Here is an 18,120-nt window from a genome sequence, read left to right on the forward strand (position 1 = left end):
GACGGCGATCCGTTCGACGGCTGCGACGTGCGCGACGGGGAGGGCCGCGGATCGACCAGCACGCGGCTGTGAACGAGTCGGACGCGAAAGAGAAGCCCGCGGGAGCGCCGCCGGTCGAGTCGGTGCCCGCGCGTCACTCGACGAGTCACACCGGGACGGCCGCGTCGCCGGTCGGCCGCTACAGGTCGCGCCAGGCCCCGAGGAACCGCTGGACCGCCGTCAGGTGGCCGACGACGGCGAACAGCGCGAGCAGGAGGCCGACGACGTTCAGTCCGGCGACGACCGGCGCCGAGTACACTGCGGCGACGACGCCGACGATACCGATCAAGGCGAGCCGGTCGGCCCGCCCGAGCAGGCCGCCGTACTCCCGTCCGATGCCGACCGCCTGGATCTGCGTCCCGAGGTAGGAGGTGAGGAGGACACCGGTGACGGCGGCGAAGCCGAGCGCGTACGCCTCGACCCCGGCGGTGAGCCCCGCGATCACCGCCACGTCGGCGTACCGGTCGAGGACGTGGTCGAGGAAGTCGCCGCCGTCCGAGGCGATCCCCTGGTGACGGGCGAGCGCCCCGTCGACGAGGTCCAGCCAGCCGTTGAGGAGGACGAACAGCGCGCCGACGGCGTAGAGGACGGCCGACCCGCCGGCGAAGGCGGCGGCGGCCCCCACCGCGACGAGGAACGCGATCACGCTCACCTGGTCGGGCGAGAGCCCCAGCCTGTCGGCGGCCGACACCCACGGGCCGAGCAGGCGGTCCGCCACGGAGCGGTACTGGTCGAGGGTCATCTAACGTCCCGACGCTCGCGGCGGGCTCATATATAATCGATGAAGTCCACGGTGCCGGCGCTCGGCTCGCGCTCGCCCTCGACCGCCTCGCGTATCGCGTCGGCGACCGCCTCCGGGTCGCGGTCGGTGGCGTCGACCTCGTAGACGTTCTCCGCGCCGTGTTCGGCGACCGCTTCGGAGAGGATCACGTCGAGCGCCTCGCTCTCGGCGTTCTCGCGAGCCTTGCGAGCGAGGGCTCGAGACGGCTCATCCGACTCGGCGTTCTCGCGAGCCTTGCGAGCGAGGGCTCGAGACGGCTCATCCGACTCGGCGTTCTCGCGAGCCTTGCGAGCGAGGGCTCGAGACGGCTCATCCGACTCGGCGTTCTCGCGAGCCTTGCGAGCGAGGGCTCGAGACGGCTCATCCGACTCGGCGTTCTCGCGAGCCTTGCGAGCGAGGGCTCGAGACGGCTCATCCGACTCGGCGTTCTCGCGAGCCTTGCGAGCGAGGGCTCGAGACGGCTCGTCCGACTCGGCGTTCTCGGCGGCGGTCTCGGGGGATTCGCTCCGGGCTTCGAGCCGGGACTCGATCGTTTCGGGGTGACAGCGCAACACGACGACGCGGTCGGCGTCGAACCGGTGGGCGAGATGCGAGTCGAGGACGCCCGACCAGTCGCCGAGTTCGGTCCGAACCGCGTCGAGGTCGGCGACGAGCGTGTCGCGGTCGGCGTCGCGCTCGGTCCACAGGTCGTCGTCCGACTTGATCCGCTCGTTGAGGTGGATCACGTCGTACTCGGCTTCGAGCAGCGTCGTTGCCGTCGTCTTGCCCGTTCCGGGCGTCCCCGTCACGGCGACGCGATCGGCGCGGCCCGCGGGGCCGTCGCGGGAGCTGTCGTCGGACTCGCTTCGCTCTCCGCTCACGCGCGGACACCGAGTTCGAGGTCCGCCAGCGTCTCGTTGAGCAGCGCGACCGCCTCGCGGGTCTCCTCGCGGGTGCCCGTCGAGATCCGGACGTGCTCCGGGAGCCCGAACGAGGTACAGTCGCGGATGATCACGCCGCGCTCTTGTGCCGCCTCGGCGACGCGCTCGCCGTCGCCGACCGCGGCGAGGACGAAGTTCCCGCCGGAGTCGACGGTCGGCGCGTCGAGTTCGTCGGCGATGTACTCGCGGGCCCAGCGGGAGGTCTCGACCGTCATCTCGACGTGCTCTTCGTCGTCGAGGGCGGCGAGCGCGGCCCGGCAGGCCAGCTCGTTGGCCGCGAACGGCGTGTTGACGCGGGCGTACGCCTCGCCCCACGCCTCGGGGACGACGCTGTAGCCGATCCGGAGGCCGGCGAGCCCGTACGCCTTCGAGAACGTGCGGAGGACGGCCACGTCGTCGCGCTCGTCGACGAGGGGAATCGCGCTGTCGACCTCGGTGAACTCGCCGTACGCCTCGTCGACGACGACGAGCGTCTCCGGCGCGGTCGCGTCCGCGATCGCCTCCACCTCGTCGAGGGGCATCGTCGAGCCCGAGGGGTTGTGCGGCGAGGTGACGTAGACGATCCGCTCGCCGCCGTAGGCCGACAGCACCGTCTCGGCGTCCTGCGCGAAGCCGTCGGCCGTGTCGAGCGCGTAGGTCTCGACCTCGCCGTGGTGGTAGCGCGACGACATCGCGTAGTAGGCGAACCCCGGCTCGGGGACGAGCGTCGCGTCGCCCGGCTCCAAGGCGGCCCGCGAGAGGTAGTCGATCGAGCCGTCGGCGCCGGGCGAGACCCACACCTGTTCGGGCTCGACGTCCCATCGCTCCGCGATCTTCGCGGTGAGGTCCGTGTGCGAGGACTTGGGGTACTCGTTCACCCGGTCGGCGTGGTCGTGGATCGCCTCGACCGCGGCCGGGCTCGGCCCGTGGGGGTTCTCGTTCGACGAGAGCTTGATGAGGTCGTCGGGGTCCATCCCGCGCTCGCGGGCGACCTCCTCGACGCCCCGCCCGGGCACGTACGGCGAGTGATCGGAGAGATCACGTGGTTGCATGTACAGTGGTCCGGGGGCGTCGGGCTTAAGCGTGGTCTTGACGGCCGAGCGGATCGCCGCGGGAGCGGTCACTCGCCTCCGTCGGCGGCCTCACCGACCGCACCAGTCAAGCGGCGCTCCGCCTCGGCGACGACTTCGGGGCGTCCCGCGAGGTCGACGGTGACCGTCTCGCCGTCGTAGTCGACCGCGGCGACGACGCCGCGGTCGTACGCCCACGAGAGCGCGGCCTGCGCGTCGCCGCCGTTCGACGCTTCGACGGTCGCCGTCGCGGTCGGGAGCGCGTCGGCCACCGCCTCCGTCAGATCGGCCAGCCCCGATTCGTCGCGGGCGCTGACCGGAATCGGCGACAGCAGCGAGTCGACCACGGGCGCGTCTCCGGCGTCGAGTTCGGCGACGGCGGCCTCGTACGCCTCGACCGCGGCCGCGAGCCCGTCCGCGCTGACCTCGTCGGACTTGGAGAACACGGGGATAACCGGGCCGTCGGTCGCTTCGACCGCGGTCAGCGACGCCCGGAGCTTCCGGCGCAGGGCGTCTGGCTCGTCGCTCGCGTCGACGACGAGCAGCGCGCAGTCGGCGCGCCGGACCGCCTCGGTGGTCGTCCGGAAGGATCGCAGCGACTCGTGGGGCAGCCCGTCGAGGAAGCCGACGGTGTCGGTGAGCAGCGCGCGCCGGCCGCCGAGCGTCGCCCGCCGCGTCGTCGTCGAGAGCGTCTCGAAGGGGCGGCCCCCCACGGAGAGAGCGGCGGCGAGATCTGTCGGGGCGTCTTCCGGCTCCGCGTCGGCCACGTCGTCGGCGAGCCGTCGGGCCAGCGTGGACTTCCCGGCGTTGGTGTAGCCCGCGAGCGCGACGAGGTCGAACCCGGCGTCCCGCCGCTCGGTTCGGCGCGCCGCGCGGTCGCCGCTGATCTCGTCGAGGGCGCGCTCCGCCGACTCGATGCGCTTCTCGACGTCGAGGACGCGGCTGTCGCCCTCCGGCTGGAGCCGCACGTCCTCGGCGGCGTCTCGGGCGACGGCCTCGCGGAGCCGCGGGAGCTCGTAGCGGAGCCGCGCCAGCTCCAGCTGTCGGTCGGCGGCGCGGGAGTCCGCCGCGTCGGCGAACAGCTCTAAGACCAGTCTCGGCCGGTCGATCACCGCGGTCCCGGTCGGCAGGAGGTCACCGAGCGAGAACGTCTGTCCCGGCGACAGCGACCCGTCGTATATCACCGCTTCCGCGTCGGTGTCGGCGGCGAGCCGCATCAGTTCCTCGGCCTTCCCGCGGCCGAGGTCGTAGGTCGGGTCCTCCTCGCGTCGCTGCGTGACCGAACCGACGACCGCGTAGCCGGCCGCGGCGGCCAGTTCGCGGATCTCCGTCGTGTCCGGGGGTTCGTCGGCGGTCCGCGCCGCGACGACGGCGGGCGTCGCGTCGGCGGCAGGGGAGTCGAGGTCGGTCGATTCGTCGCGTTCGTTCATCGTGGCGTCGTCTCGTGACATTCGGTCGGGCGCTCGCGTCGGCCCGCGGAGGGGAGCGTCTCGCTCCGGGTGCGGCCTCGTCGGCGCGTCCGGCGTGGTCGCGCCGCGTCGGTCGGGTCAAGCGTCGGCGACGAACGAACTGGTCTCCATACCTTCCGGGTTCGGCGGGAGCAGCATAAGCGTTCACCGAGCGTGTGGCGCGGTCACAAGGGAAAGAACGGACCGACCGACGGTGAGCGATCGAGACGAGACCGGTCCCGGCGCTGTCGGGCGGCCGGCTCAGGGAACGCGAACGTCGTGTTCGAGGGTGCCGACGCCCTCGATCTCCACCTCGACGGCGTCGCCGTCGGCGAGCGCGCCGACTCCCTCGGGGGTGCCCGTCGCGATGACGTCACCGGGTTCGAGCGTGAGGTACGTCGTGATCTCCTCGATCAGCGTCGGCACGTCGAAGATCATGTGCTCCCGGTCGCTCGACTGCTTCGTCTCGCCGTTGACGCGGAGTTCGACGCTCGCGTCGTCGGGCACCTCGTCGGGCGTCGCGAGGACGGGCCCGAGCGGGGCGGCGCCGTCGAACGCCTTCCCGCGCACCCAGTTCTGTTCTCTGTTCTGGTCGTCGCGGTTCGAGACGTCGTTCATACAGGTGAACCCCGCGACGACGTCCATCGCGTCCGCGGCGTCGACCGACTTGCACTGCTCGCCGATCACGACCGCGAACTCGGCCTCCCAGTCGATCCGCTCTTTCCCGGCGGGCACGGTCACGGTGTCGCCGTGGCTCGCCACCGCGTTCGGCGGCTTCAAGAAGAGGAGCGGCCGGTCGGGCACGTCGTTGCCGAGCTCGGCGGCGTGGTCCGCGTAGTTGCGTCCGATACAGACGATCTTCGACGGGTCCGTGGGGGCGAGCACGTCGATGTCGGGGTCGTCGAGGGCGTACTCCTCGCCGCCGAAGGCGACGGTGTCGCTGTCGGGGTCGTACTCGCCCTCGCGGATCGATCCGGCCGGGTCGCGGAACCGTGCGCGGTACATACGCGAGCGAACGTGCGGGTACCCGAAAAGGGTTCGCGGAGAGGCAAGCGGAGCGGGGCTACTCGTTCCGGCCGACCGCCTGCTCCCCGTCGGTCGGGTCCGGCTCGTCCGGTATCGACGCCTCTTGATCGGGTATCGACGCCTCTCCTTCGGACGCCGACTCCCCCCGATCCGAGGGCGGCTCCTCTCGGTCCGTCTCCTCCTCGCCACCGAACGACGAGTCCACGTCCGCCAGTCGATCCGCGCCGAGCGGATCGCTGAACAGCTCCGACTGCGCGCAGTCGACGCAGTAGTGGTTGTGGCGGATCGAGTGGGTACGAACCGGGACGCCGGCGACGACCGTCTCGTCGCGACGCCGCCTGACGAGGCCGCGGTCGAACGCCTCGCCGCAGACGACGCAGGGGTCGTCGACCGACTCGGGCGGGCGGACCACCCGGTGATCGACCGTCTTCTGGCGGCCGAAGTCGGTGAGCCCGTGGCGGCGACCCAACCGACGCTTCACCGGCGGGACCGATCCGACGCCGAGCAGGGCGAACGCGAGGCCGATCAGCGCCGCGGGCGGCGCCGCAGACTGGACCGCGAAGAAACAGATGAAGCCGCCGATCAACACCAGTAGGGCGCTCATCATGTACGCGGTGATAGTCTCCGTCCGCTGCCCGCCCTCCGACCGCGACGGCGCGCGGACCGGCGTCTCGTCCCCGCGGACGAGCCGACGACGGTCGGCCAGCTTCGAGTAATGCCACCAGCCGTACAACAGGTTCCCGATACCGCTGGTGAAGATGAAAAGGAGGATGTGAACGCCGACGGAGCCGATCCCCCGGTCGACGAGGACGACGCGCTCGCCGTCGTCTCGCTCGATCTCCCACCCGGCGTCGAGGTGGTCCTGAACGCGGCGGCGGAAGGCGCCCGTGGTCTCTTCTCGCGCGGACGACGAGCCGGGAGCAGGCGAGTCCGCGTCGTCGGACCGCTCGGACGCGGTCGGTGCGTCGCCCGAGCGCGACGCGCCGCAGTTCGAGCAGAACCGATCGTCGGCCGCGAACGGCTCGCCGCAGTCGGCGCAGTACGCGGGATCGGACGCGTCGTCGAGGTCGGCGCCGCAGTCCGGACAGAAGCTCGCGTCGGGCGGGACGGCCTCGCCGCAGTCCGGGCACGCCGGCTGCGGGTCGTCGCTCGTGGAGGGCATCTGCTCGGTGTTGGCGACCCGACCAATTAATCGCTTTCCTCGGTCAGCGACGGCGCAGGCGTATCCGAACGTCGTTGCCGCCGAGGTCGCTCGTGCCGAAGGAGAGTTCGCCCCCGAACGTCTCGACGGTCAGTTCGGCCAGCCAGAGACCGAGCCCGCTCCCGTGGCGGGTCTGCGTGATCTCCGCCTCGTCGAGGACGACGTTCCGCTCGTCCGGCGGGATCAGCGGTCCGTCGTCCTCGACGTGGACGACCACCCACTCCCCGGCGCGCCCGTCGCCGTCGGCGTCTCGCTCGGGATCGACGCGAACCCGGACGCGCGGCTTCGGGCTGGGGTTGTGCGTGATCGCGTTGTCGACGAGCGCGTCGACGGCGTACCGGAGTCGGCTGTCGGCGATCACCGGCTCGGACCCGCCGAGGTCGAGCGTTACCTCGGCGCTCGGCGACCCCTGTCGGTACTCGTCGGCGACCGACCGGACGACAGACGCGAGGTCCACGTCGGCCGCCTCGTCGGGGCGGTGGTTGAGGACGTGGCGGATGTGTCCGGCCTCCTCGGCGAGCCGTTCGAGCTCGTGGGCCGCGCGCTCGATGGTGGCGGCCACGTCCGTCGTCTCCTCGTCCTGTCGGTCCAACTCGTTCAGCAGCCGCGCAGTGTGGCCGGCCACGACGTTCGCGCTGTTGCGGATGTTGTGCCGGAGGATGCGGTTCAACACCTCCAGTCGCCGCTCGTTGCGAGACAGTTCGGTGAGGTCCGTGTAGACGGCGAACCCGTTCGTCGACGGTCCGTCGGTGCCGTACGGGACCCCGCGATAGAGGAACTCCCGGAGCCCGGTGGCCGTCTTCCGAGTGACGTTCCGGTAGTTCACCTCGCCGGCGCCGGTGTTCGCGTCCAGCGCTCTGGCCTCCTCGAGCTTCCACTCGGGGACGACCCAGTCGTTGAGCGACTCGCCCCGGATATCGTCCGCGTCGTATCCGAATATCTCGACGAAGGAGTCGTTCACGTCCCTGACGAGCGGCTCCCCGTCGACCAGTTCGAACTCCACGACCGCGTCCTGGACGTGTTCGATCAGGTGGCGGTACCGGTCGCCGCTCCCGTCGTCCCGGCGCCCGGTCAGGTCACGAGCCATGTCGGCACTCCGTGATCACGATGTCGAATACACGCACCGAGAAGGTAAGGCTGTATTCGCGAGAATATTTTGCCGGCGAGGCGAGAAAACTGATCGAACGATACCTCTCTGGCGACAGACGTGGAAGAAAAAGGCCCGCGTAGCCGATCGGCGGGGTCGGAAACGGGGATTCGGACGGAGTCCGGCCGTGGGTTCCCCCGGTCGGTGGCGGCCGTCGGAAGGGGAATCGGGTTCCGCGGCGTCGAGTTTTATTACGGCTCGCCGAGACGTTACGTTCGAACCATGGAACTCACTTGGCACGGCCACTCCACGTGGCACGTCGTCGTCGACGACACGGAGCTGCTCATCGACCCGTTCTTCGACAACCCGAAGACGGACGTCGACCCCGAGGAGCTCGACCCCGACTACCTCCTCCTGACTCACGGCCACAGCGACCACATCGCCGACGCGGACCGGTTCGAGGGCGCCACCGTGGTCGCCACCCCGGAGCTGACCGGCTACGTTCAGGAGAATTTCGGTCACGAGCACACGCTCCCGGCCGGCGGGATGAACATCGGCGGCACCGTCGAGTGCGGCGACGCGTGGGTGACGATGGTGCGCGCGGACCACTCGAACGGCATCGACAACGGGTACGGCGCCTCTGGCGGGATGCCGACCGGGTTCGTCATCGGCGACAAGAAGCCGACCCAGGAGTCGGACGCCGACTGTACGACCTTCTACCACGCCGGCGACACCGGACTCATGTCCGAGATGGTCGACGTGATCGCGCCGTACCTCGAACCCGACGCGGCCGCGCTGCCCGCCGGCGACCACTTCACCATGGGGCCCGCCGGCGCCGGCATCGCCGCCGACTGGGTCGGCGCCGACGTCGTCTTCCCGATGCACTACGACTCCTTCGGGCCGATCGAGATCGAGACACAGGAGTTCGTCAACGAGGTCAAGGCCGCGGGAGCGGCCGCCGAACCGGTCGTCCTCGACGGGGACGAGACCTACGTGCTGGAGTGACGCTCGGGGCGGGCGGGCCACCGGTGGTTCCGCGATTTTTCTCAGCGCGACCGCGTAGCGACGCGACCGCGGTCCGGTGACCGCGGGCCGCTCTCCGGCACCGACAACCAGTGTCGGCAGCCTTTAGCGGCGGGGGGACGAACGGGAAATCGACTATGGCAGACATCGAGACGTCCACGGTTTCCGAGGAAGGGTACGCAAGCACCAGCCAGGTCGGCGAGTTCGACCTCCAGATCGACGCGACCGACGAGACGGGGCCGAACCCGAACGCGACGCTCGTCGCGACGTACGCCTCCTGTTACCTCCCGGCGCTCCGCGTCGGCGGAAGCCAGCGCGGCGAGGAGGACCTCGGCACGATCCAGATCGACGCGAGCGCCGAGCTCGACGGCGACGACGACCTCGAGTCGATCGCCTTCGACGTCCACGTCGAGGCCGACCTCGACGACGAGACCGCCGCCGACATCGCCGAGCGCGCCGAGGGCATCTGTCACGTCCACAGCGCGCTCCGCGACGAGCTCCACGCCGACATCAGCGTCTACCCCGGCGCGTTCTGAGCCGCGCGTTTCCACCGTTTTTTCGCCCGCGTTCCGTCCGATCAGTCGCCCGACTCGACTCGGTCCTCAGTTGCCCCCGACCGATCGCCTCCCGGCTCCGGGCGGTCGACCTCGGCGAACTCGAAGCGCGCGCCGCCTCGCTCGCCTTCAGTGACGGTCACGTCCCAGCCGTGCGCCTCGGCGATGCGCTGAACGATGGAGAGCCCGAATCCGGTCCCCGTCTCGGAGGTGGTGTAGCCGCTCTCGAGCACCTTATCGCGTTCGTCCGGGTCGATCCCGGGACCGTCGTCCGCGACGTAGAACCCGTCCGGACGGTCGCCGACCACGACGCGCTCGCCGCCGTGTTCGTCGGCGTTCCGGAACAGGTTCCCGAGGAGCTGTCGGACGCGACCGGGGTCGGCGAGGATCTCGCCGTCGGCCTCGACGTCGATCTCGACTGAGACGGTCTCCTCCTCGTCGCCATCGCCGCCGAAGGCGTCCTCACGGTCGGCCGAACCGAACGTCTCGTCGCCGTATCTGGCGGCCAGCTCGCCGAGGTGGACGCGCTCGAAGGAGCCGACCGCTTCGCCCTGCTTGGCCAGCGTGAGCACGTCCTCGATCAGCCGTTCCATCTCGTCGAGCGCACGCTCACAGCGGTCGAAGTACGAGTCGGTCCCCGTCTCACGGGCCAATCGGAGGTACCCGGAGAGGACGTTGAGCGGATTCCGGAGGTCGTGCGAGACGATGGAGGCGAACTCGTCGAGCCGCTCGTTCTCGCGTTCGATACGGCGCTCGTACGCCTTCCGATCCGAGATGTCGCGGCTGCTCGCGAGGAACCGGTCTTCCCCCTGGACGTCGACCCGCCTGACGTGGACCTCGGCCGGGAACGTCGAGCCGTCGGCACGGGAGAACGTCGTCTCCAGCCGGAACGTCTCGTTCACCTCGAGGCTCTCCCAGAGCGGAATGGCCTCGTCCGGATCGAGATCCGTGTCGACGTCCCAGACGTCCATGCCCTCCATCTCGTCGCGATCGTACCCCAGTTCCGCTACCATCGCGCGGTTCACGTCGACGATCTCGCCGTCCACGTCGTGGATGTCGACCATGTCCGGCGACCCCTCGAACAGCGCCTCCAGCCGAGCCGAGGTGCGTTCGAGCCGTCGCCGCCGCCGCCGCTCGTCGGTCACGTCCCGAGAGATAGAGAGCACCCCGTCGAACTCGCCGTCGATGACGAGCCGCGTCAGCGTGTAGTCTGCGATGGTCTCGGGCTTCGCCGGGAGGTCCATCTCCAGCGACCCGCTCAGCGAGTCTCGGTCGCCGGCGACGAGCGCGCCGAACGGGTCGCCGTCACTCGTGGCACGGATCCGCTCGACGAGGCGACTCTCCCGGCCGACGAGCGCGTCCGCGTCGCTCTCGTAGAGGTCGGCGACGTGCTCGTTGACGAGTTCGAACCGCCCGTCCGCGTCGTAGACGCAGACGGAGTTCGGGAGCTCGTCGACCATGCGGCGATACCGCTCGAGCTCCCGCTCGCGGGCCTTCTCCTCGGTCACGTCGATGTGGATGCCGACCGCGCGGCGGGGCTCACCGTCGTCGGTCCACTCGACGACCCGACCGCGGTCGCGGATCCACTTCCAGTCGCCCGACTTCGACCGCATTCTGAAATCGCTCTGGTAGAGGTCGGTCTCGCCGGCGAAATGCGCCTCGATGGCGCTCCACGCGTCGGCGATGTCGTCGGGGTGAACGCGGTCTTCCCACGTCGACAGGTCGAAGGCGAGTTCCTCGGCGTCGTGGCCGAGCATCCCGGCCCAGCGCTCGTCGAACCGGACCTCGTCGGTCTGGACGTTCCAGTCCCAGACCCCCACGTCGGCCCCCTCGACGGCCAGCTGAAGGCGCTCGGAGAGCTCGCGGAGCTCGCGCTCGCGCTCCCGCCGTTCGGTCACGTCTTGGAGGTACAGCGATACCCCTTCGTCGATCGGGTAGGCGTTCACGACGAGGTCGGCGTCGAGCCGGTCGAGGTGCTGTTCGAACCGCACCGGTTCGCCGGTCTCGACGGCCTCGCGGAGCGTCGCCTCGCCGTCGGTGTCGACGGTCTCCGGGAACAGGTCCCAGATCCGCTCGCCGACGAGCTCGTCGGCGTCGAGGTCGATTATCTTCACCGCCTGCTCGTTGAGGTACCGCACCCGCCACTCGTCGTCGAGCTCGCAGAACGCGTCGGAGATCCGTTCGAGGTGCTCGGTGACTCGGCTCTCGCTCCGGCTTTCCGAGACGAGCCCGTCGACGACGCCCGCGAGCCGGTCGTGTTGGTCCGACACCGCATCCTTCCGGAGATACTCGTCGACGCCCGCGGAGATCGCGGCGCTGGCGACGGCCTCCGACCCCTCCCCGGTGAACAGCACGAACGGGACATCGCCGTGTCGGTCGCGGACGGTTTCGAGCAGTTCGACCCCGTCCGAGCCGGGCAGGTCGTAGGACGAAACCACGCAGTCGAACGACGACGCGGACAGCGCGTCAAGCGCCGCCGTCGGGCCGTCGACGGGGGTCGCGTCGATCCGGTCGCCGCGTCGCTCCAGCGTCGAGGCCGCCTGCTCCGCGTGTCCCGCTTCGTCGTCGACGATGAGCACGCGGACCGGGGACGCGTCTCGCGCGTCGACCGACCCGTCGGTGTCGTTCCGTCCGGTCATCCGGACAGTTGTTTTATATTTGACATGATAACTATTTCGCTCGGGCTCACCGGACGACGGTCGAGACGGCGATGCCGGAGCCGACCGGGAGGACGGCCGTCTCGACGGCGTCGTCGGAGCGGACGGTCCCGAGGTACTCGCCGATGCCGCGCGTCTCCTCGTCGACCGCCGAGTCGGGGAGCGGTTCGCCCGCCTCGAAGTGCGCGACGAGGTCGTCGAAGTCGATCGGTCCCCGGGTGATGTTGTCGGCGACGATGACGCCCCCCGACCGGACCTTCGGGAGTACCGTCCGGTAGGCGTCGGCGTACCGCCCCTTCTGGTGGTCGATGAGCACGACGTCGAAGGGGCCGTCGTAGCGCTCGACCGTCTCCATCGCGTCGCCGACCTCGAAGGTCACGCTGTCGGCGTAACCGTGGTCGGCGGCGAACGCCACCCCGCGCTCGGCCTCGTCGGCGTCGAACTCGGTACAGACCACGCCGTCGGCGCCGCCGCGCAGGAACCACGTGGCGGAGTAGCCGAACCCCGAGCCGAACTCGAAGACGCGGCTCGCGTCCGTGAGCCGCGCGAGCAGGCGGAGAACCGCCCCCGACTCGGGGCCGATGATCGGGAACCCCCACTCGTCGGCGAGGTCGGCCATCTCCGCTTGGACCGGGGTGTGTTCCGGCGCGGTCGCGGCGAGGAACCGCCGCCCGGCGTCCGTGAGCACGTCCATACGTTCGCGTCGGACGCCTCACACTTAAATCGAGTCGGCGGGGTCAGCGGGGACGGACGAGCCGACGGTTCGGCCGGATCGGCGGGGCGGCCGGGTCGACGGTTCGGCCGGATCGGCGGGGCGGCCGGGTCGACGGTTCGGCCGGATTGACGGGGCGGCCGGGTCGACGGTTCGGCGGCCCGAAGCCCGGCGAACGCCCGGTCCTGAAAAGCGTTAAGTCCCGGTCGGCCGACCGATTCAATAATGTACGACCCTGAGGAACTCGAGGCGATCCGCGACGCCAAATCGTCGTGGGAGGAGGGCACCTACGGGGAGACGGTCGACCGGTTCGGCGAGCGCGAGGAGACGTTCACCACCGACACCGGCGGCCAGGAGGTCGACCCGCTCTACACCCCGGCGGACGTCGAGGCCGACTACCGCGAGGACATCGGCTACCCCGGCGAGGAGCCGTACACCCGCGGCGTCTACTCGACGATGCACCGCGGGCGGCTCTGGACGATGCGCCAGTACGCCGGGATGGGCACCGCCGCGGAGACGAACGAGCGATTCCAGTACCTCATCGACGAGGGCTCGTCGGGTCTCTCGATGGCGTTCGACCTCCCGACCCAGATGGGATACGACTCCGACGCCGCGATGGCGGAGGGCGAAGTCGGCCGGTCCGGCGTCGCCATCGACACCCTCGACGACTTCGAGACGGTCTTCGACTCGATCCCGCTCGACGAGGTGTCCACGTCGATGACGATCAACGCCCCGGCCGGGGTGCTGCTCGCGATGTACGTCGCGATGGGCGACAAGCAGGGCGTCCCGCGGGAGGAGCTCCGGGGGACGATCCAGAACGACATCATGAAGGAGTACATCGCGCGGAACCTCTACATCTACCCGCCGAAGGAGTCGATGCGGCTCATCACCGACATCTTCGAGTTCTGCGCGACGGAGGCCCCCTCGTTCAACACCATCTCCATCTCGGGATACCACATCCGCGAGGCGGGGTCGACCGCGGCTCAGGAGATCGCCTTCACCCTCGGCGACGGCATCGAGTACGTCGAGGCCGCCCTCGACGCGGGGCTCGACGTCGACGAGTTCGCGCCGCAGCTCTCCTTCTTCTTCAACGCCCACAACAACATCTTCGAGGAGGCCGCGAAGTTCCGCGCCGCCCGTCGGATGTGGGCCAAGATCATGGACGAGCGGTTCGACGCGGAGGACCCCAAGTCGAAGCAGCTGAAGTTCCACACCCAGACCGGCGGCTCGACGCTCACCGCCCAGCAGATCGAGAACAACGTCGTCCGGGTCTCGTATCAGGCGCTCGCGGCGGTGCTCGGCGGGACGCAGAGCCTCCACACGAACGGGAAAGACGAGGCGCTCGCGCTCCCGACTGAGAAGTCCGTCCGGACCGCGCTCCGCACCCAGCAGATCCTCGCCCACGAGTCGGGCGCCGCCGACACGATCGACCCGCTCGCGGGCTCGTACTACGTCGAGAACCTCACCGACGGGATCGAGGAGGACGCGTTCGAGATCATCGAGGAGGTCGACCGTCGCGGCGGCATGTTGGAGGCCGTCGAGAGCGGCTGGGTCCAGCGGCAAATCCAGGACGTCGCCTTCGAGCGTCAGGAGGAGATCGAGGCGGGCGAGCGGGTCATCGTCGGCGTCAACGAGTTCGAGGTCGACGAGGAGCCCGAGATGGACCTCGAAGAGGTCGACCCCGACCAGGAGCAGAACCAGCGCGAGCGCCTGGCGGAAGTGAAGGCCGACCGGGACGACGACGCGGTCGAGGACGCCCTCTCGGGGCTCCGCGATGCGGCACGGGGGACCGAGAACGTGATGCCGCACATCGTCGACGCGGTGAAGGCGTACGCGACGGTCCAGGAGATATCGGACGTGCTCCGCGACGAGTTCGGCGAGTACAAGCCGGGGAGATAAGCCGGAAAGGGGCGTTCGCGGTGCCCGCTCAGTCCGCGCCGCGGACGACGTGCCCGTACTTCAGCAGCGCGACGAACACGCCGCCGCCGAAGGCGTTGCCGACCGTCGCCAGCACGAGGAACTCGGCGTAGTCGGTCAGCGTGATGGCGTCCGAGACGATCAGCCCGAACAGCACCTCGACGTTGCCCGCGATCGAGTGCGGGAGGTGGAGGAGCCCGATCGTTCCGGTGACGATCAACACGAGGAGGATCCGGGCCGTCGTGTCTTGGGCCGCCGTTACGAGCCACGCCAGCAGTCCCATCAGCCACCCGGCGAAGACGCCGCCGACGAACAGCCACGGGAGGCCGTGGTCGACGAGCTTCAGGGCGATGGTCTCGAACGCCGCCGGGTCGACGACGCCGAGCTCGGGCATCAGCAGGGTCACGAGCAGCGTGAACAGCAGCCCGCCGACGATGTTCCCGGCGTACACCAGCCCCCAGAGCCGACCGAGCTGACGGACCGAGGCCTGCCGGTCGAGGACCGGGATCACGGCCAGCGTCGTGTGCTCGGTGAACAGCTCCGAGCGCCCCAGGATGACGAACATGAAGCCGATGGAGTAGACGCTCGCCAGCAGGAGCTCGGTCCCGAGGTCGCCGAAGGTCCCCGGAGAGAGGGTCAACACGACCGCCATCATCAGCGGCCCGAAGCCGATGTCGAGCCCCGCCGACAGCCCCGAGAGGAGGAGTCCGGAGCGCTCTCGATTCATCTCGTGGAGCCCGCTGTCCAGCAGCGAGCCGAGGATGTTCCGCGAGGTCATCTGTTCCGTCGCCGCGTCGGTCTCTGAGTCGCTCACGAGTAGGGTCCCGCATGCTTCGTCCGGCCCGTACCCAAACCTTTGGATCCCGGCGGGCTGGGGAGGGCGGGGGTCAGCGCTCGGTCGTTATAAGTCGCCGGCGATGGAACCGGGGCGTATGCGCTTCGACCACGTCGGCGTCGCGACGCGAGACGCCACCGCTCTCGCCGACCTGTTCGGCGGCCTGCTGGACGCGCCCGTCGCCCACGAGGAGACGTTCCACGACATGCGGATCGTCTTCCTCGAACTGGAGGGCGGCGGCTACTTCGAACTGCTCGAACCGGACGGCGGCGGAACGATCGCGGACTACCTCGACCGCGAGGGCCCGGGCGTTCACCACGTCGCGCTCGCGGTCGACGACCTCCCGACCGCGCTCGACGACGCCCGCGACCTCGGCATCGACCTTGTCGACGAGGAGCCGCGCCCCGGCGCGTGGGGCCACGAGGTCGCCTTCTGTCACCCGCGGTCGACGGGCGGCGTGCTCGTCGAGTTCGTCGAGCACTGAAGCCGTCGGCGCGCCCCGGAACCTACCGGTTCACTCCTCGGCGGACTCGGCCTCGACCGCCGGGTCGTGAGACTCGTACCAGCCGAGGATCTTCTCGAACCGGTGGATCGCGCGGTCGGGGTCGCCGATGTTGTGGTGTTCGTCCGGGTAGACGACCAGCTCCGCGTCGACCCCCTGCTTCCGCGCCGCGACGTACAGCTGCTCGGACTGCGAGGAGGGGCACCGCCAGTCCTCGCCGCCGGCCATCACCAGCAGCGGGGTCTCGATGTTCCCGGCGTCGAGGACCGCCGTCGACGCGTCGTACGCCTCGGGGTCCTCCCACGGGAGCCCGAACTCCGCCTCCAGCCAGACGTGGGTGTCGTCCGTGCCGAACGCCGACCGGAGGTCGTAGATGCCGTGTTCGGGCGCGGCGGCGGTGAACAGGTCCGGCTCCTGCGTGACGAGGAACCCCTGCGCGATGCCGCCGTAGGAGAAGCCGTAGCCGAACACGCGGTCGGGATCCGCCCAGCCGCGGTCGGCGAGCGCCTCGACGCCCGCCGCGATGTCGTCGACCTCGGCGGTCCCCCACGCGCCGGACAACTCCGCGGTGAACGCCCGGCCGCGGGAGGTGCCGCCGCGGTAGTTCGGCCGGAGAACGAGGTAGCCCCGGCTCGTCAGTGCCGCGTGCGCGAAGCTGAAGACGGGCTCGTCGTACGACATCGGGCCGCCGTGGATCGCCACCACGAGGGGGTGGTCGCCGTCCGCGGGATCCACATCGGGGTCGTGGTAGCACACGCCGTCGATCGTCCAGCCGTCGGACTCCCACTCGACGCGGCGGGCCGTCGGCATGGCGAACTCGTCGATGAGCGACTCGTTGACGCGGGTGAGTCGCCGGAAAGAGTCGGGCTCGGTGGCCGCGTCGTCACCTGCGCGGCCCCCGTCGCTCGCCGCGTCGCCACCTGCGCGGCTCCCGTCGCTCGCCGCGTCGCCACCTGCGCGGCTCCCGTCGCTCGCCGCGTCGCCACCTGCGCGGCCCCCGTCGCTCGCCGCGTCGAGGTCGGCGACGTCGATCGCGTAGAGGTCGGTCCCGTCCGTCGGGTGCGAGAGGACAGTTACCGCGGTCGCCCCGTCGGCCGCGGCGTCGAACGCGGCCATGGCGCGGTCGTCGCCCTGCGCCTCGAAGACGCGCGCCGCGGTCCCGTCGGGCTCGACGCGGACCAGCCGCGTCCGGCTCTCGTCCGCGATCCGCGTGTAGAGCGCGCCGTCGACCCAGTCGATCTCGCCGCCGCGAGCGACCGTCCGATCGAGGTCGGCAGTCAGCGAGACGGGATCGTCGCGGTCAGGCCCGTCCTCGGCGGCGTCGACGAGGTACACCTCGGCCGGAGCGGGCGGGTCGTCCGGGTCGCTCGCGACGGTCGCGATCGCCTCCGCCTCGGGCCGCCACGCCGGGACGCCGTGTGCGAGGTCGCCGTCCGTGAGGCGTTCCGCGTCGCCCCCCTCGGGCGAGACGACGTAGAGGTCGCGGATGGTGGTGTCGTCGGGGCGGTCCAGCCGGCAGGACGTGAACGCGATCCGGCCGTCGTCGCCCCACGCGGGACTCATGCCGGAGAGGTCCTCGAACGCGCCGCCGCCGTACGCGTCGTCGAGCCTGCGGGGGTCGCTCTCGGGGGCGTCGAGGTCGACCACGAAGAGGTACCGCGTCACGTCGTCGGTCCACCCCGCGCCGTCGACCTTGTGCTGGAGCCGCGTCGTCTCGATCGGTCCGCCCTCCTCGCGAACCTGATCGAGGTACTCGGACTCCTCGTCGGTCGGATCGCGGGACTCGATCACCAGTCGGTCCCCGTCGGGCGACCAGTCGAACCCGGCGACGCCCTCGTCGCGGTCCGTGACCTGCCGCGCGTCGCCGCCGAGCGCGAGGTCGAACAGCCACACCTGCGGTTTTGGCTCCTCGTCGCCGTCGCCGAGCGGTTCGGCGTCCCCGTCCGCTTGCTCCTCCGCGTCCGCGTCCTCGGCGTCGTCGCTCCCCGCGTCCTCCCCGTCTCGGTCTCGCCTGCCGACCCGTCGCTCGGCGTCGCGCTCGCGGGCGGCGACGAACGCGAGGCGGTCGCCGTCGGGCCCCCACGTCGGCGCGGAGGCGCCCGACGCGCTCGTGAGCCGGTGCGGGTCGCGGGAGCCGTCCGTGGGGGCGACGAACAGCGAGGAGACCGCCTCGTCGGCGGCCTGATCGTACTCGGTCGCGGTGAAGGCGACGCGGTCGCCGGTCGGCGAGACGGCGACCTCGCCGATCTGCGTCAGGTCGTAGTAGGCGTCCAACGGGAGTTCCGACATGAACACGTCCAACGACGGGCGGAGGAAATACGTTCGGGCAGCGGAACCCGACAGCGGTGCTCCGGCGACCGAACGCCGAC

14 protein-coding genes and 2 pseudogenes are annotated in these 18,120 nt (G+C 70.5%); 4 read left to right on the forward strand and 12 right to left on the reverse strand.

Translation table 11 applies throughout. The features are described from left to right. Nucleotides 1-178 precede the first annotated feature (178 nt). The 8 genes and pseudogenes from ACZ5KW_RS12495 to ACZ5KW_RS12530 form a co-directional block, all read right to left on the reverse strand. Nucleotides 179-781 carry a CDP-alcohol phosphatidyltransferase family protein gene (locus tag ACZ5KW_RS12495; RefSeq protein ID WP_343776869.1) on the reverse strand — a complete coding sequence of 201 codons (603 nt, stop codon included), beginning with the start codon at nt 779-781 and terminating at the stop codon, nt 179-181. Nucleotides 782-807: 26 nt separating this feature from the next. Further along, nucleotides 808-996 (reverse strand): annotated as a pseudogene (locus ACZ5KW_RS12500) (adenylate kinase family protein); the annotation flags it as partial. Nucleotides 997-1,233: 237 nt separating this feature from the next. Continuing rightward, nucleotides 1,234-1,680 (reverse strand): annotated as a pseudogene (locus ACZ5KW_RS12505) (AAA family ATPase); the annotation flags it as partial. Further along, complete coding sequence (gene hisC / locus ACZ5KW_RS12510; RefSeq protein WP_343776871.1) at nt 1,677-2,771, reverse strand: histidinol-phosphate transaminase; 1,095 nt, start codon at nt 2,769-2,771, stop codon at nt 1,677-1,679. The gene hisC and the pseudogene ACZ5KW_RS12505, both read right to left, overlap by 4 nt. 68 nt (nt 2,772-2,839) lie before the next feature. Further along, nucleotides 2,840-4,240: an HflX-like GTP-binding protein gene (locus ACZ5KW_RS12515; RefSeq protein ID WP_343776873.1), complete on the reverse strand. Its 1,401-nt coding sequence runs from the start codon at nt 4,238-4,240 to the stop codon at nt 2,840-2,842. 258 nt (nt 4,241-4,498) lie between these two features. Beyond that, entirely contained in the window at nt 4,499-5,242 is a 744-nt protein-coding gene (locus ACZ5KW_RS12520) for a fumarylacetoacetate hydrolase family protein (RefSeq protein ID WP_343776875.1), read from the reverse strand. Between the two features lie 58 nt (nt 5,243-5,300). After that, a complete protein-coding gene (locus ACZ5KW_RS12525; protein WP_343776877.1) occupies nt 5,301-6,425 on the reverse strand; it encodes a DUF8108 domain-containing protein in 1,125 nt (374 codons plus the stop codon). Nucleotides 6,426-6,468: 43 nt separating this feature from the next. Next, nucleotides 6,469-7,551 (reverse strand): PAS domain-containing sensor histidine kinase, encoded by a 1,083-nt coding sequence (locus tag ACZ5KW_RS12530; RefSeq protein ID WP_343776879.1) that lies wholly within the window; start codon nt 7,549-7,551, stop codon nt 6,469-6,471. A 282-nt stretch (nt 7,552-7,833) separates the two neighbouring features. On the opposite strand from ACZ5KW_RS12530, the gene ACZ5KW_RS12535 reads away from it, so the two are divergent. Both ACZ5KW_RS12535 and ACZ5KW_RS12540 read left to right on the forward strand, forming a co-directional pair. Continuing rightward, a complete protein-coding gene (locus ACZ5KW_RS12535) occupies nt 7,834-8,556 on the forward strand; it encodes a metal-dependent hydrolase (RefSeq protein ID WP_343776881.1) in 723 nt (240 codons plus the stop codon). 155 nt (nt 8,557-8,711) lie between these two features. After that, complete coding sequence (locus ACZ5KW_RS12540) at nt 8,712-9,110, forward strand: OsmC family protein (protein ID WP_343776883.1); 399 nt, start codon at nt 8,712-8,714, stop codon at nt 9,108-9,110. A gap of 41 nt (nt 9,111-9,151) precedes the next feature. On the opposite strand, the gene ACZ5KW_RS12545 is transcribed toward ACZ5KW_RS12540, so the two are convergent. Together ACZ5KW_RS12545 and ACZ5KW_RS12550 are read right to left on the reverse strand one after the other, a co-directional pair. Next, the gene (locus tag ACZ5KW_RS12545; RefSeq protein ID WP_343776885.1) at nt 9,152-11,767 is read right to left on the reverse strand and encodes a hybrid sensor histidine kinase/response regulator; all 2,616 of its coding nucleotides are present in this window, start codon (nt 11,765-11,767) and stop codon (nt 9,152-9,154) included. Between the two features lie 46 nt (nt 11,768-11,813). Next, nucleotides 11,814-12,479, reverse strand: coding sequence for an O-methyltransferase (locus tag ACZ5KW_RS12550; protein ID WP_343776887.1), 666 nt, complete (start codon nt 12,477-12,479; stop codon nt 11,814-11,816). Nucleotides 12,480-12,722: 243 nt separating this feature from the next. Here ACZ5KW_RS12550 and ACZ5KW_RS12555 point away from each other — a divergent pair, with 243 nt between their 5' ends. After that, a complete protein-coding gene (locus tag ACZ5KW_RS12555; protein WP_343776889.1) occupies nt 12,723-14,396 on the forward strand; it encodes an acyl-CoA mutase large subunit family protein in 1,674 nt (557 codons plus the stop codon). Nucleotides 14,397-14,424: 28 nt separating this feature from the next. Here ACZ5KW_RS12555 and ACZ5KW_RS12560 read toward each other — a convergent pair whose 3' ends face one another. Then, the gene (locus tag ACZ5KW_RS12560) at nt 14,425-15,228 is read right to left on the reverse strand and encodes a formate/nitrite transporter family protein (protein ID WP_343776892.1); all 804 of its coding nucleotides are present in this window, start codon (nt 15,226-15,228) and stop codon (nt 14,425-14,427) included. 118 nt (nt 15,229-15,346) lie between these two features. Here ACZ5KW_RS12560 and mce point away from each other — a divergent pair, with 118 nt between their 5' ends. Beyond that, a complete protein-coding gene (gene mce, locus ACZ5KW_RS12565) occupies nt 15,347-15,733 on the forward strand; it encodes a methylmalonyl-CoA epimerase (RefSeq protein WP_343776894.1) in 387 nt (128 codons plus the stop codon). Nucleotides 15,734-15,763: 30 nt separating this feature from the next. Here the strand turns inward: mce and ACZ5KW_RS12570 are convergent, their stop codons facing one another. After that, a complete protein-coding gene (locus ACZ5KW_RS12570) occupies nt 15,764-18,040 on the reverse strand; it encodes a S9 family peptidase (RefSeq protein WP_343776896.1) in 2,277 nt (758 codons plus the stop codon). Nucleotides 18,041-18,120: the final 80 nt, after the last annotated feature.

The sequence above is a fragment of the Halorubrum ejinorense genome, from assembly GCF_055389685.1.

Bases quoted from the DNA above. Each gene is read 5' to 3' on its own strand.
- hisC (WP_343776871.1), bottom strand. From the start codon at position 2,771: ATGCAACCACGTGATCTCTCCGATCACTCGCCGTACGTGCCCGGGCGG.
- ACZ5KW_RS12555 (WP_343776889.1), top strand. From the start codon at position 12,723: ATGTACGACCCTGAGGAACTCGAGGCGATCCGCGACGCCAAATCGTCG.
- ACZ5KW_RS12535 (WP_343776881.1), top strand. From the start codon at position 7,834: ATGGAACTCACTTGGCACGGCCACTCCACGTGGCACGTCGTCGTCGAC.
- mce (WP_343776894.1), top strand. From the start codon at position 15,347: ATGCGCTTCGACCACGTCGGCGTCGCGACGCGAGACGCCACCGCTCTC.
- ACZ5KW_RS12495 (WP_343776869.1), bottom strand. From the start codon at position 781: ATGACCCTCGACCAGTACCGCTCCGTGGCGGACCGCCTGCTCGGCCCG.
- ACZ5KW_RS12545 (WP_343776885.1), bottom strand. From the start codon at position 11,767: ATGACCGGACGGAACGACACCGACGGGTCGGTCGACGCGCGAGACGCG.
- ACZ5KW_RS12530 (WP_343776879.1), bottom strand. From the start codon at position 7,551: ATGGCTCGTGACCTGACCGGGCGCCGGGACGACGGGAGCGGCGACCGG.
- ACZ5KW_RS12515 (WP_343776873.1), bottom strand. From the start codon at position 4,240: ATGTCACGAGACGACGCCACGATGAACGAACGCGACGAATCGACCGAC.
- ACZ5KW_RS12520 (WP_343776875.1), bottom strand. From the start codon at position 5,242: ATGTACCGCGCACGGTTCCGCGACCCGGCCGGATCGATCCGCGAGGGC.
- ACZ5KW_RS12525 (WP_343776877.1), bottom strand. From the start codon at position 6,425: ATGCCCTCCACGAGCGACGACCCGCAGCCGGCGTGCCCGGACTGCGGC.
- ACZ5KW_RS12540 (WP_343776883.1), top strand. From the start codon at position 8,712: ATGGCAGACATCGAGACGTCCACGGTTTCCGAGGAAGGGTACGCAAGC.
- ACZ5KW_RS12570 (WP_343776896.1), bottom strand. From the start codon at position 18,040: ATGTCGGAACTCCCGTTGGACGCCTACTACGACCTGACGCAGATCGGC.
- ACZ5KW_RS12550 (WP_343776887.1), bottom strand. From the start codon at position 12,479: ATGGACGTGCTCACGGACGCCGGGCGGCGGTTCCTCGCCGCGACCGCG.